At 74.5% G+C, this 12,378-nt stretch carries 14 protein-coding genes; 5 read left to right on the forward strand and 9 right to left on the reverse strand.

The genetic code is table 11. From position 1 onward, the window contains the following. Positions 1-152: 152 nt before the first annotated feature. Complete coding sequence (locus tag BJ982_RS26325) at positions 153-1,073, forward strand: NADP-dependent oxidoreductase (RefSeq protein WP_184884355.1); 921 nt, start codon at positions 153-155, stop codon at positions 1,071-1,073. Continuing rightward, the gene (locus tag BJ982_RS26330; RefSeq protein WP_239122621.1) at positions 1,066-1,761 is read left to right on the forward strand and encodes a GNAT family N-acetyltransferase; all 696 of its coding nucleotides are present in this window, start codon (positions 1,066-1,068) and stop codon (positions 1,759-1,761) included. The genes BJ982_RS26325 and BJ982_RS26330 overlap by 8 nt, the downstream gene beginning before the upstream one ends. Before the next feature lie 168 nt (positions 1,762-1,929). Here the strand turns inward: BJ982_RS26330 and BJ982_RS26335 are convergent, their stop codons facing one another. The 3 genes from BJ982_RS26335 to BJ982_RS26345 all read right to left on the reverse strand — a co-directional run bounded on the left by BJ982_RS26335 (position 1,930) and on the right by BJ982_RS26345 (position 4,413). Then, positions 1,930-2,475 (reverse strand): GNAT family N-acetyltransferase, encoded by a 546-nt coding sequence (locus BJ982_RS26335; protein WP_184884359.1) that lies wholly within the window; start codon positions 2,473-2,475, stop codon positions 1,930-1,932. Between the two features lie 94 nt (positions 2,476-2,569). Further along, the gene (locus BJ982_RS26340; RefSeq protein WP_184884362.1) at positions 2,570-3,082 is read right to left on the reverse strand and encodes a GNAT family N-acetyltransferase; all 513 of its coding nucleotides are present in this window, start codon (positions 3,080-3,082) and stop codon (positions 2,570-2,572) included. A gap of 35 nt (positions 3,083-3,117) precedes the next feature. Further along, complete coding sequence (locus BJ982_RS26345; RefSeq protein ID WP_203958793.1) at positions 3,118-4,413, reverse strand: Nramp family divalent metal transporter; 1,296 nt, start codon at positions 4,411-4,413, stop codon at positions 3,118-3,120. A 244-nt stretch (positions 4,414-4,657) separates the two neighbouring features. On the opposite strand from BJ982_RS26345, the gene BJ982_RS26350 reads away from it, so the two are divergent. Further along, entirely contained in the window at positions 4,658-5,185 is a 528-nt protein-coding gene (locus tag BJ982_RS26350) for a GNAT family N-acetyltransferase (RefSeq protein ID WP_203958794.1), read from the forward strand. A gap of 25 nt (positions 5,186-5,210) precedes the next feature. Here BJ982_RS26350 and BJ982_RS26355 read toward each other — a convergent pair whose 3' ends face one another. Continuing rightward, positions 5,211-5,744, reverse strand: a complete 534-nt coding sequence (locus BJ982_RS26355) for a universal stress protein (RefSeq protein WP_184884363.1) — start codon at positions 5,742-5,744, stop codon at positions 5,211-5,213. Between the two features lie 341 nt (positions 5,745-6,085). Here BJ982_RS26355 and BJ982_RS26360 point away from each other — a divergent pair, with 341 nt between their 5' ends. Next, on the forward strand, positions 6,086-7,024 hold the full coding sequence (locus tag BJ982_RS26360) for a pentapeptide repeat-containing protein (protein ID WP_307784611.1): 939 nt from the start codon (positions 6,086-6,088) through the stop codon (positions 7,022-7,024). Positions 7,025-7,189: 165 nt separating this feature from the next. Here the strand turns inward: BJ982_RS26360 and BJ982_RS26365 are convergent, their stop codons facing one another. From BJ982_RS26365 to BJ982_RS26385, 5 genes are all read right to left on the reverse strand, one after another. After that, on the reverse strand, positions 7,190-7,507 hold the full coding sequence (locus BJ982_RS26365; protein ID WP_184884367.1) for a hypothetical protein: 318 nt from the start codon (positions 7,505-7,507) through the stop codon (positions 7,190-7,192). A 166-nt stretch (positions 7,508-7,673) separates the two neighbouring features. Then, positions 7,674-8,117 (reverse strand): cupin domain-containing protein, encoded by a 444-nt coding sequence (locus BJ982_RS26370; protein WP_239122622.1) that lies wholly within the window; start codon positions 8,115-8,117, stop codon positions 7,674-7,676. Between the two features lie 73 nt (positions 8,118-8,190). Beyond that, positions 8,191-9,339, reverse strand: a complete 1,149-nt coding sequence (locus tag BJ982_RS26375) for an oxalate decarboxylase family bicupin (RefSeq protein ID WP_184884369.1) — start codon at positions 9,337-9,339, stop codon at positions 8,191-8,193. A gap of 74 nt (positions 9,340-9,413) precedes the next feature. After that, on the reverse strand, positions 9,414-10,631 hold the full coding sequence (locus BJ982_RS26380; protein WP_184884371.1) for an Nramp family divalent metal transporter: 1,218 nt from the start codon (positions 10,629-10,631) through the stop codon (positions 9,414-9,416). 281 nt (positions 10,632-10,912) lie between these two features. Further along, on the reverse strand, positions 10,913-11,491 hold the full coding sequence (locus BJ982_RS26385; protein ID WP_184884373.1) for a hypothetical protein: 579 nt from the start codon (positions 11,489-11,491) through the stop codon (positions 10,913-10,915). Positions 11,492-12,132: 641 nt separating this feature from the next. Here BJ982_RS26385 and BJ982_RS26390 point away from each other — a divergent pair. Next, a complete protein-coding gene (locus tag BJ982_RS26390; protein ID WP_184884375.1) occupies positions 12,133-12,315 on the forward strand; it encodes a hypothetical protein in 183 nt (60 codons plus the stop codon). Positions 12,316-12,378 lie beyond the last annotated feature (63 nt).

Below are 12,378 nucleotides of genomic sequence, written 5' to 3' on the forward strand. Positions count from 1 at the left end.
CGACACATGGTAGGTCCCTTGCCCGCCCGCCGGCGTCCTTCACCTGGTGACGCCCGTCCCGGCGGCCGGCGGCGCCGGGCGGAATAACCCGGGCCACGGCACGCTTATCTCTACTATCCCTGCGGGAAAACCCTGGATTCTGGAGGAACCACATGCCGAAGGCGTACGTCTTCACGCGGTACGGCGGACCTGAGACCGAGAGCCTCACCGAGCTCACGCGGCCGGTCCCCGGGCCGGGCGAGCTGCTCGTCGCCGTGCGCGCCGCCGGCGTCAACCCCGTCGACTGGAAGAGGCGCGCGGGCTACCTGGCGGCGTTCGCCCCGGTCGAGTTCCCCGCGGTGATCGGCTCCGAGGCCGCCGGCGTCGTGGCGGAGGCCGGCGAGGGCGTCGAGGGGTTCGCCCCCGGCGACGCGGTCTTCGGCAACCCCCTGACCGGAGGCTACGCCGAGTACACCCTGCTGCCGGCGGAGACCACCGCCCGCAAGCCCGAGGCCGTCTCCTTCGCCGACGCCGCGACGCTGCCCGTGGCCGCGGCCACCGCCTACGACGGCCTCCACCAGCTCGGGCTGCCGCCCGGCGCCACGCTGCTGATCACCGGGGTCGGCGGCGGCGTGGGAGTGGCGGCCGCGCAGATCGCCCGGCACGCCGGGCTCACCGTCGTCGGCACCGCGAGCGTCGCCAAGAAGGAGTTCGTCGAGTCCCTCGGCGTCACCTACGTCGAGCCGGGGCCGGGCCTCGCGGAGCGGGTGCGGGCCGCCGCGCCCGGCGGCGTCCAGGCGGTGTACGACCTGGTCGGCGGCGCCGCGCTGGAGGAGGCCGCCGAGGCGCTCGACGACCGCTCCAAGCTGATCACGGCCGCGGACCGGGAGACCGTGGCCAGGCTCGGCGGCTCCCCGGTGGAGCGGGCCCGCACCCGCGAGGTGCTGGAGGAGGTGGCGGCGCTGGTGGAGCGGGGCGTCCTGCGGCCGTTCGTCACCGCCACCTATCCTCTCGGGGAGGCGTCGCGGGCGCTGCGGGTGGTGGAGGAGGGGCATGCCCAGGGCAAGATCGTCATCGAGGTCCCCGGTGAGTGAACCGCACCCCCTGGACAACCCCGCCTGGTCGTCGCTGACCGGCGCGCACGCGCGCCTCGCCGAGCGGCGCGGCAACGCGCTGCGCTACCCGCCGGACGTCTCCGCGTTCGTCGCGCTGCCGCCGGAGCCGGAGGCCGCCGACTGGGCCGACATGGCGGCGCTGGCCGGCCCCGGCGGGGTCGTCCCGCTCGCGGGCGTGCCGCTCGCGCCGGACGGCTGGGAGGTCGTCACGGAGGTCCCGGGCGTCCAGCTGACAGGCGAGGACGTGACGGGCGAGCCCGAGCCCGAGGCCGTACGGCTCGGGGCGGCGGACGTGCCCGAGATGCTCGACCTCGTCGCGCGGTGCAAGCCGGGCCCGTTCCTGCCCCGCACGGTCGAGATGGGGACCTACCTCGGCGTCCGGCACCGCGGCGCGCTGGTGGCGATGGCCGGCGAACGGCTGCGCCCCCGGGGCTGGACCGAGATCAGCGCCGTGTGCACCGACCCCGGGCACCGGGGCGAGGGGCTGGCGTCCCGGCTGGTGCTGGCCGTGGCCGCCGGGATCCGCGCCCGCGGCGAGACGCCGTGCCTGCACGCCGCCGCGGCCAACACCGCGGCGATCCGCCTGTACGAGAACCTGGGGTTCCGGCTGCGCCGCCCCGTCCCCTTCATCACCGTCCGCGTCCCCGCCGACGTCCCGGTCGCGTGACCGTCCCCGCCGCCTCCGTCGATCGTGACGGAGGCGGCGGCGCCGAACTCGCGCACGCCCGCGCCGTCCCTCTCGAAGGTCGGGAACCCCACGCCCGCACGAGCACGAAGCGGACGATCCACGGCTTGCCCCAGGACGCGGCGAAGCGCGCGGCGCCCGCAGGGCGGGTCAGCCTGTGGTCAGAGGCTTTCGGTAGACGTGGATGTCGCACGGGGTGGCCAGCAGCGGGGCCAGGTGCGGGTGGCCGTCGGCGACGTCCCGCGTCCCCGAGAGACGGTAGCCGCGGCGGGTGTACCACTCCTCCAGGAAGACCTTCCCCGGATGCCGCCGGCCGCGCGGCACCAGCAGCTCCAGCCGCATGACACCGAGGCCGCGATCGCGGCTCAGGTCCTCGGCGAAGCGGACCAGCTCGCGTCCCACGCCGGACCCGCGGTGGCCCGGCGCCGACACCAGCATGCCGAACTCGCCCTCCCCGCCCGCCGGCCGCCGCACCCGCACCCCGCCCGCGATCTCGCCGGACACCCGGGCCACGGCGATCTCACCGGCGGCGATCAGACCCGCCATCTCACCCGTCGTCGTGCGGGCGGCGCCCTCGGCCCACAACCCCTCCTCCGCCACGGCGTACACCTGGTTGACCAGCTCGGTGAGCCCGGCCACGAGCGCGGCGTCGCCGCTCGCGGCGGAAGGAAGCAACTGGATCTCGGCGGCCGGCATCGCGCCCTCCTCGCTTCGGGACCTGCCCGGCCAACCTACCCCGCGCGGACCCGCGCCGGCCGTGCGCGACCACGCGCCGCGGACGGCGCCGGGGCTACCGTTCCGCCGTCTCCGCGGTCTCCGGCACGGCCAGCGCGAGCACGAAGCGGTCCTCCAGGATGGCGGGGTCGGACGGCAGCGGCTGCCGCTCGCCGGTCGGGGAGAAGCCGTGCCGGGCGTACAGGGAGCGGGCCCGGTCGTTGGGGACGGTGACCCACAGCTCGACCTCGCGCGCGCCGCGCTCCCGCGCCCACCCCAGCACCGTCGCGATCAGGCGGTCGGCGGCGCCCGAGCCGCGGGCCGCCGGGTCCACCCACATGCCGACCAGGTGCACGGCGCCGGGATGCTCGCTCACGAACCCCGTGGCCGTCCCGACCGACCGGCCGTCGTGCTCGGCGAGGAACACCGCCGAGTCCTTCCCCGCCACCCGCTCGGCCCACACCTCGGGGCCGAAGGCGCGCTCGCGTTCGAGCGTCGAGGCGAAGGCCGACGGGGCGTCGGTGAGCGCCCTCAGCCTGATCTCGCGCAACCGCTCCTCGTCGCCCTTCCCCAGCCGCCTGATCTCCATGGACCCGGACCCTACCGGCCCGGGGGCGCGCCCTCTCACAGGGAGGGGCCGGCCAGGACGACCAGGAAGACGTTCAGCGTGATGATCACCGCGGAGGCGCAGGCGGCGGCCAGCGTCGTGGCCCGCCGGTTGATCCACGGGCCCATCACGTCCGCGCGGCGGGTCAGCAGCACCAGCGGCACCAGCGCGAACGGGATGCCGAACGACAGCACCACCTGGCTCAGCACGAGCGCGTGCGTCGGATCTACGCCGAACGCCAGCACGGCCAGCGCCGGCACCACCGCGACCAGCCGCCGCGCCCACAGCGGGATCCTGCGCCGCAGGAAGCCCTGCATCACGATCTGCCCCGCGTACACCCCGACGCTGGAGGAGGCCAGGCCCGAGGCCAGCAGCGCGACTCCGAACAGCAGCGCGGTGAGCGCCCCGGAGCTCTCGGCGAACTGGTCGAAGGCGCCGTGCAGGGTCGGCTCCGTGCCCGTGCCGCGCAGCAGGGTGGCCGCCGACACCAGCATCGCCATGTTGACCAGCCCGGCCACGCCCATGGCGAGCACGACGTCGAACCGCTGCGCGCGCAGCAGGATGCTCCGCTGCGGCTCGCCCATGCCCGCGAACCGTTCCTGGGTGAGCGCCGAGTGCAGGTAGACGGCGTGCGGCATGACCGTCGCGCCCACGATCCCCGCCGCCAGCAGCACGCTCGCCGCCCCGTCGAACCGGGGCGCCAGCCCGCCCGCCAGCTCGCCGTACGGCACCGGCGCGCTCAGCGTCTGGTACAGGAACGCCCCCACGACGACGGCCAGCAACGCGGTGATGGCCGCCTCGAACCTGCGGTGCCGCGCCGACCGCACGGCCAGCACCACGAACGACGCGACCGCGATGAGGACGCCGCCCTGCAGCATGGGCAGCCCGAACAGCAGGTTCAGCGCCACCGCGCCGCCGATGAACTCGGCCAGATCCGTCATGATCACCACGACCTCGGCCTGGAGCCACAGGCCCCAGACGACCGGGCGGGGATACCGTTCCCGGCACAGCTCGGGCAGGCTGCGCCCGGTGGCGATGCCGAGCTTGGCCGACAGGTACTGGAGCAGCATCGCGACGACGTTGGCGGTCAGCACCACCCACAGCAGCAGGAACCCGAACCGCGCGCCGCTCTCGACGTTGGTCGCGAAGTTCCCGGGGTCCACGTACGCGACGGCGGCCACGAACGCGGGGCCCATCAGCCCCACCACGCGCTGCCGCATCCGCCCGGGGGCGGGCATCGGGACCGCCGGGGACCCCGCGGCGTCGGGCTCCGACGCGCTCTCCGGTTTCGGGGCATGCGGAACGGGGTTCACGGCACCTGCCTTCGGGGGGTCGTGGGCGGAAGAGAGGACACGGCCTGGACGCCGGCGGCGGTGCGGAGGGCGGGTCCGCGGATGGGGGAGGTGCGGAGCGGCCATCGCGTGACTTACACGCTTTGTTGTACTGCGTCGATCCATTACCGTAACTAGGCGACTACGCTATGTTTCGCTAACCGCCGCCCGCGCCCGCGATCGTGGTCGTTTGACGGCGTCCGAGGCGTTTGCGATCATCGGCCGGGTGGCGGACACCGTGACGTTGCGCGCGTTCACCGAGGACGACCTCGGGTTCCTCGATCGCCTCGGCCGCGATCCCGACGCCGCCGGCACGTTCCTGTGGACCGGGTTCACCGATCCCCGGGCCCGCCGCCGGCGCTTTGAAGAGGACGGCTACGTCAGCCCCCACTCCACCGCGCTGGCCGTGCGACTGGCGGACGGGACCGTGGCGGGCCTGGTGAGCTGGCAGGCGAGCGGCGTGGCCGCCCACAACCTCGGGGCCAGGTACGAGATCGGCGCCGCGCTGCTGCCCGAGCACCGGGGAAGGGGCATCGGCACGCTGGCCCAGCGCGCGCTCGTGGACCACCTGTTCAGGTACACGCGCGTGCACCGGCTGGAGGCGTTCACCGAGGCCGGCAACCTCGCCGAGCGCAGGACGCTGGAGCGCGTCGGCTTCACTCTCGAAGGCGTGCTGCGCCAGACGCACTTCCGGGACGGCGCCTGGCGCGACGCGGCGGTCTACGCGCTGATCCGCGACGACGGCCCCGCGTAAGGGCCGCGGGCCCGCGCTGCGGCGATCACACGAAGCGGGGGCCTCTGGTGGCCGGGATCTCGGCGTGTGGTCGGCGAGGGGTGTCCCGGTAGGAGGTGCGGGGGAGTGGGCGGTCGCGGGACTCCTCGCCGCCGTTGACGACGACGATCGGGCAGCGGGCGTGGCGCAGGCACGCCAGCAGCAGGGGGCCGAGGTGCGTCTCCGGCCCGCCCGGGGCCGAGCCGACCACCAGCAGGTCCGCCGCCTCACAGTGCCACAGCAGGTCACGCACGGGGTTGTCCCCGCTCAGATGGCGGTCGACGACCAGGCCCGGATACCGCTCCTCGATGGCCGCGACCGCCCGGTCCAGCGCGGCGCGTTCCCGCGCCCGCCGCCGCTCGGCCTCCGCCCGCCGGGCCACCGGCGCGTACGGCGCGGGGCTCGGCGCCTCCAGCGCGTGTACGACCACCAGGTCCGCCCCCCGCCGGAACGCCTCCGCCGCCGCCCAGGCCAGCGCGCCCCGTGACTCCGCTCGATGGTCCACTCCGACGACGATCCGCTCGACGCGTTCTTCGCTCATTGTCCGCCTTCTCCGCTCGCCGCGGCCCTCGCCGGAGCCGCGCCCGTCCCCCGTGGAGCGGCCCGGGGCCCGCCGCCCGCCCACGCGGGAAGGCGTCCCGATGCGGCCCGGTCACCGTACGCCCGCCATCGCGGGCCGCGCGTGCCTTCGATCGTCGCCCGCCGCGGCGCCCGGCGGGAAGCGCGCGGGCGAAGCTCGGGCGTTCTTCGTCACGCACGGCCGTGTCACGGGGTGGTCCGCGGGGCCCTTAGCCTTCTGGGGAGGGCCGGATCGGCGGGCGACGCGGCGGCCCCGGAAGCATGAAAAGCACTCGAAGCACGAAAAAAGGGGGGGCGGGCGCGTTGCCGGACGGGGCGGCCAGGCCGGATCTGCGGGCGGACTGCGCGAACTGCTTCGCGCTGTGCTGCGTCGCGCTGCCGTTCTCCGCCTCGGCGGACTTCGCCGTCGACAAGCGGGCCGGCACGCCCTGCGCCAACCTCGGCGCGGACTTCCGCTGCGGGATCCACCGCGAGCTGCGCCCGCGCGGCTTCGCCGGGTGCGCGGTGTTCGACTGCTTCGGCGCGGGCCAGAAGGTCTCGCAGGTCACGTTCGGCGGCCGTGACTGGCGCGGCGACCCGCGGGCCGGGGCGCGGATGTTCGAGGTGTTCCCTGTCATGCGGCAGCTTCACGAGCTGCTGTGGTACCTGAACGAGGCGCTGGCCCTGCCCGCGGCCCGCCCCCTGCGCGAGGAGATCCGCGACGGGCTGGCCGCGATCGAGCGCCTCGCCATGGGCTCCCCGGCCGAGCTGCTGGAGCTCGACGTCGCGGCGCACCGGCGCGAGGCCGCGTCGCTGCTGCGCGCGGCGAGCGCGCTGGCGCGGGGCGCCGGGCGCGGGAACGCCGACCACGCGGGGGCGGACCTCGCGGGCGCCGGCCTCAGGAACGCGCGGCTGCGCGGCGCGGACCTCAGAGGGGCCCTGCTGATCGGCGCGGACCTCACGGGCGCCGATCTGAGGTCGGCCGACCTGCTCGGCGCCGACCTGCGGGGCGCGCGGCTCGGCGGCGCCGACCTGACCGGCGCGATCTTCCTGATCCAGGCGCAGCTCGACGCCGCCAGGGGCGACGCGGCCACGCGGCTGTCCCCGTGGCTGACCCGCCCGGCGCACTGGACCGCGGACGGCGCCCCCTCCGGCCGTCCCCGGGCCACCGGAACCTCCGCGGCCCCCGGAAGCGCGAAGAGGCCGAAGCCTCAGAGAGCGTCCGGCGTGTCCCGCTCACCGCGCCGCCGTGGCGGGCGCTGAGACTCCTAACGCCACGGAAGGCACGGAAGAGGGGCGTCCGCATGAGTGCGGAAGAGGCGTCCTCATGAGTGCGGCGCGGCCCTGCTCTGGCCGCGCCGCACGTTTCTCCACCGGGGCAGTCCGATCACGGCCCCGGCCTACGCGGGAAGAGGTGCCGGGACGGTGTCAGCGCACGTCGACCCGGATGTCGATGATCGTGTGGTAGGGGAGCCTGGTGTAGGAGGTCTGCCCGGCGGGCACCCACGGGCCCCAGACGGGGATGAGCCCCGCCTCGGCCAGGAAGTGCTTCTCCATGACGAAGATGCGGTGCTCGCCCGTGCCGCCGGAGCAGTAGCTGCTGGCTCCGTGCTCGCCGGGGATGGGGTCGAGGGTGTAGGTGCAGCCGGTGGGGGCGGCGTTGGCGCCGGAGGCGGTGGCGGCCACCAGCCCGGTCGTCGCCAGGACGGTGGCGAATGCGGTCGCGGCGAATCTTCTCGCGTTCATGCGTGGCTCCTGGGGGGTGGCGGGAAGGCGTCTGCGGCAGACCAGCGCGCTTTCAGATAGGAAACTTTCTTAAAAGAAAGTAATCCGGCCGGATGGAGCCGTCAATATCCCAGGCGGTGCGACGGGTGTCCTGTTCCGGACATCCGTTGGGACGATAAGGGTCTCCTCAGCCCCAGCGCAGCGCGTCCAGGTTGACGACGACGGCCTCCTGCGTGCTGCGCGCGATCACCACCACGGCCTCGCGCTCCGGGTCGGGGTTCTCCTCGCGGTGCGGCACGAACGGCGGCACGAAGACGTAGTCGCCCGGTTTGGCGTCGATGCGCACCTCGCGCGGCTCGTCCCCTTCCATGTCGAGGAAGACGAACGAGGGTGTGCCGCTGACCACGTAGATGGCCGTCTCCGAATCGCCGTGGTGGTGGTCGGCCGACACGGTCGAGGGCGCGACGTGCGTCTGCCCCATCCACAGCCGCGAGGAGCCGACGCTCGCCCCGCTGATCGCCGCACGCCGCACCATCCCGCCGGTCTGCGCGGTCTCCGCGCTCAGCGCCGCCGGGACGACGTGGTGCAGCCTGCGGTGGAACGGGTCTTCTGGCAGGTCGCTCGCCATCATGACTCCAGCCGTGTCTCCAGATGATCGGACGGCCACCATCCTCGCGCATCACGAGCCGCCGGCGGCGGGGCCGTCAGCGCACGAGGCTGTGCTTGTCCTTGGGCAGCGCCTCGATCCACTCGCGCGGCAGGTTCAGCGTGTCCGCGCCCACCTGCGCCGGGGTGTTGGCCAGCCATTGCGCGGCCGAGACGTCGGCGAAGTACGGGTCGCGGAACATCTCCAGGAACACCAGCGGCTCATCTCCCAGGTTCTCGATGTAGTGGCCGAAGGCGAACGGCACGTACCCGACGTCCCCGGCCTGGAAGTCGAACGTCCGGGCCAGGCCCGAGCTCGCGAACACGCCCATGCGCCCGAAGCCGGAGATGTAGTACTGCCACTCGTCGTTGGTGGGATGCCAGTGGAGTTCGCGCAGCCCACCGGGCTCCAGCTCCACCAGCGCCGCGCAGATCGTGGTGGCCGCGGCGAAGGCCACGTTGTCGGCGACGCGCACCCGGCCCCCGTCGAACCGCAGCGGCTCCTGGGCGAGCATGCGATGCGTGAAGGCGCGCGGCACGTCGCCGGTCGGGCTCACGACCCGGTCGGACTCCAGCGGCGGCGGCACCTGCCCGGGGAAGATGTACCGCTCCTTCTCCGGCAGGGTCCCCAGCCGCCCGGACGGCCAGCCGAAGTTCTTGGCCAGCACGCTTCGCGGCGTGTGCGCGAACCAGTCGCTGACCATGAACGTCGAGTTCTCGGAGAAGTCGCCGTCGTCGAAGACCAGCAGGAACTCCACGCCCTCGTCCAGGGCCTGGATGTAGTGGGGGACGCCCTTGGGGAAGAACCACAGGTCGCCGCGGCGCACGTCGTCGAGGAAGTTGCGTCCCTCCTGGTCCACCGCGCCGACCCGGCAGCTCCCCTCCAGGACGTAGGCCCACTCCGCCTGCTTGTGCCAGTGCAGCTCGCGGTAGGCGCCCGGGTTCAGCTTCATGTCCACCCCGGCCAGCGTCGTGGCGACCGGCAGCTCCCGCCGCGTCACCTCGCGCGTCCACCCGCCCTCCTCGATCCGGGTGTGCGCCATGGAGAAGGAGAACTTCATGTTGGGCAGGGTGCCGCTGTCGGTCGGCGGCGGGGTGAGCAGGTCGGGGTTCTGCCGGTCCAGTTCGAGGTTCCTCGGCCCGGTATCCGTTCCTCCCTTGCCGTCGCGCTGCGGCTGGGGAACCGTCTCCGACGCGGTGCGGTCCATGGCGTCTCCTTTCCTGCGCCCGCCGGCGGATCCGCCGGCGGCGTCGAGCGGGTCTTGCGTCGTCGCCCGCGATGTCAGTGTCCGAAGACGGTGGTGAGCGCCAGGACGCAGCCGAGCAGCGCGACCACCCCTCCCGCCGCGCCCGCGACGCGGGTGGTGAGCGGGGCGTTGACCAGCGGCCCCATCACCGCCCGGTCGCGGCAGAACAGCACCAGCAGGAACAGCGCCACCGGCACGCCCAGCGAGATGACCACCTGGCTCGCGATGAGCAGCCCGGTCAGCGACGCCCCGAGGAGCAGCGCGGCCACGGCGGGCGCCATCGTCACCAGCCGGCGCGCGTGGACGGGCACCCGCCGGCCGAGGAACCCCTCCATGACGACGTCGCCGGCCAGCGTGCCCACCCCGGAGGACGAGATCCCCGAGGACAGCAGGGCCACGGCGAACGCCAGGGCCGCGGCTCCGCCGACGCGGGCCGCCAGCTCGGCGTGCGCCTCCAGCAGGTCACCGGCCCACCGTCCGCCCGTCGCGGCGCCGAGCCCGGCGCCGAGCGCCACCATGGAGGTGTTGACGGCGGTCGCGACGCCGAGGGCGAGCACGCAGTCCAGCCGCAGGGCCCTGCGGATGAGCGCCGGCTGCCGCCAGGCCGCGTCGGAGGCGGCGTCGTTCCCCTGCACCAGCGCCGAGTGCAGGTAGACCGCGTGCGGCATCACCGTGGCGCCGACGATCCCCATCGCCAGGACCAGCGAGGCGTGCCCGTCCAGCACCGGCAGCAGCCCGGCCGCCAGACCGGCGGCCGACTGGTGCCCGGTGGCCAGCACGTCGTAGCCGATCCCCGCGCCCACCAGCAGCAGCGCCGCGGCGCTCGCCAGCTCGAACGGGCGCGTCCTGCCCCGGCGGCGCAGCTCCAGCAGCAGCAGGGACGCCGCCGCGGTCACCACGGCCGACAGCGCGACCGGCATGCCGAACAGCAGCCGCATGCCGATCGCCGCGCCCACGAACTCGGCCAGGTCCGTGGCGAGCACCACGACCTCGGCCTGCAGCCACAGCAGCCGGCTGCCCCACACCGGGAACCGCTCCCGGCACAGCCGCGGCAGGCTCCTGCCCGTGGCCATGCCGAGCTTCGCCGCCTGGTACTGCACGAGCATCGCCACGAGGCTGGCCGCCACGACCACCCACACCAGCAGGTAACCGGACGTGGCACCCGCGGTGAGGTTGGTGGCGACGTTCCCCGGGTCGACGTAGGCGATCGCGGCCACGAACGCCGGGCCGATGACCTGCCGGGCGCGCGACACGCCGGGCGAGGGCGCGGGGCGCGCCTTCCCCGGACGGCGTGGATCTGTCGTTCTGCTGGGGACGAGCACTGATTCGCCTCATATCGCTGCGCGCGACGGATCGCGGTCTCTGCTGCGCGGGGCCGGCCGCGCCGGCGTGAACGAGGAATACCCTCGCGGCGCGGCGCGTGATCTCCCGTCCGGGCAAACGAAGGGCGGTGACCATGGAAAACGTGAAACGGCGGCCGCGTGGTCATCGGGGTGACCACGCGGCCGCCGGGTTCCGGGACCGGTCGGGGACCTCACTTGAGGATCGGGAACCGGCGCACGATCGCGGTCCTGCCCCACCAGCCGCCGATGCCGAGGGCGTCACCGGCGCCGGCCAGCGCCAGCCCGGCCAGGACGACGGCGTAGACGAGGTGCTCGTCCATGAAGGGGTTGGTCGCCAGCGGCAGCTCGGCCGCCCACATGAAGACCATGAGCAGGCCGCCGGTGGCGGCGGCGATCCGCATGCCGGCGCCGAGGATCAGCGCGGCGCCGATGCCGAGCAGCCCCATCATGAACAGCCAGTCGACCCAGGCCTGCCCGGCCAGGGTGCCGAAGGCGTCGCCCAGGGCCTTGTCCGCGGTCCCCTTGAGGAACCCGGTGGTCGGGCTGCCGCCGTTGACCCAGGCGCGCTCGGCGGGGGTGGCGAAGCCCCAGCCGAACAGCTTGTCGAGGAAGGCCCACAGGAAGACCCATCCGAGGCCGATGCGGGCCACGGCCCAGACGTAGGCCTGAGCGGTACGGGCCCGGCGCGGGGGTGCGGCCTCGGCGGTGAGCCGGGGAACCGCGTCGTAGCGGGCGTTGATCTGCTGACGGCGCCCTTCGGTGATTGCCATGGCCGGACCTCTCGGTGCTGGGGGACTGTGTCCGCCGGGTTCGTGTTCTTCCTTCGCCCTAATCACACCGTCCCGCCGCCGCGCGGTGCAGTGCCGTAGTGCTCGCCTGCGGCGCCGGACGGCCCGGCGGGAACGGGACTTTCGGCCCTGCCCCCGCCCGGCCCGCCGGCAGAAGTCTCGGAGGCGGGCGTCGAGGCCGCTCGGCGCCGCCTCACGATCGGGAGGAGTGGCCATGCCCTACCCCACCGCCACCGACCTCGGCGTCCGACGGCTGCTGTGCGCCGCCGGCCAGGCGCCCTCGGTGCACAACACCCAGCCGTGGCGGTTCAGGGTCGCGCGCGAGGGCGCCGTCGAGCTGCTGGCCGACCCGGGACGGCGCCTGGTGAAGAGCGACCCGCGCGGCAGATCCCTGCACGTGAGCTGTGGCGCCGCGCTGTTCAACCTGCGGCTGGCCGTCCGCGCGGCCGGATACCAGACCTTCACGCGGCTGCTGCCCGTGGAGGGCGGCCCCCGCCTGCTCGCCGTCGTCCGGCCGGGCCCGGCCGCCGCGCCCACGCCGACCGAGCTGGAGCTGTACGCCGGCATCGGGCGGCGGCGCACCAACCGCGTCGTTCCTCAACCAGCCGCTCGACCTGCGCGACATGCGACTGCGCAGCGACCCCGGCCACCGGCGCGGGCACGCCCAGATGATCCTCAGACTCGGCTACGGCCCCGCCGTGCCCCGCGCCCCGCGCCGCTCACCCGCCGAGCTGATGGCCGGCGTGCCCAACGACCCGCCCGCGCGGGACTTCCCCCTCCTCCGTCCCGCCCGCGCCCACAGGTGAAATCGGATGATCGGGGATCAAGGTCACCTGCAGCCACGCCGCCGCCCCGGTCGCCCTGGTGCG

The sequence above is a fragment of the Sphaerisporangium siamense genome, from assembly GCF_014205275.1.
GTDB lineage: Bacteria > Actinomycetota > Actinomycetes > Streptosporangiales > Streptosporangiaceae > Sphaerisporangium > Sphaerisporangium siamense.

What these genes read in the sequence shown, in the direction of transcription:
- BJ982_RS26325 (WP_184884355.1), top strand. Translation starts at nt 153, where the DNA reads ATGCCGAAGGCGTACGTCTTCACGCGGTACGGCGGACCTGAGACCGAG.
- BJ982_RS26335 (WP_184884359.1), bottom strand. Translation starts at nt 2,475, where the DNA reads ATGCCGGCCGCCGAGATCCAGTTGCTTCCTTCCGCCGCGAGCGGCGAC.
- BJ982_RS26340 (WP_184884362.1), bottom strand. Translation starts at nt 3,082, where the DNA reads ATGGAGATCAGGCGGCTGGGGAAGGGCGACGAGGAGCGGTTGCGCGAG.
- BJ982_RS26355 (WP_184884363.1), bottom strand. Translation starts at nt 5,744, where the DNA reads ATGAGCGAAGAACGCGTCGAGCGGATCGTCGTCGGAGTGGACCATCGA.
- BJ982_RS26365 (WP_184884367.1), bottom strand. Translation starts at nt 7,507, where the DNA reads ATGAACGCGAGAAGATTCGCCGCGACCGCATTCGCCACCGTCCTGGCG.
- BJ982_RS26370 (WP_239122622.1), bottom strand. Translation starts at nt 8,117, where the DNA reads ATGATGGCGAGCGACCTGCCAGAAGACCCGTTCCACCGCAGGCTGCAC.
- BJ982_RS26375 (WP_184884369.1), bottom strand. Translation starts at nt 9,339, where the DNA reads ATGGACCGCACCGCGTCGGAGACGGTTCCCCAGCCGCAGCGCGACGGC.
- BJ982_RS26385 (WP_184884373.1), bottom strand. Translation starts at nt 11,491, where the DNA reads ATGGCAATCACCGAAGGGCGCCGTCAGCAGATCAACGCCCGCTACGAC.
- BJ982_RS26390 (WP_184884375.1), top strand. Translation starts at nt 12,133, where the DNA reads ATGCGACTGCGCAGCGACCCCGGCCACCGGCGCGGGCACGCCCAGATG.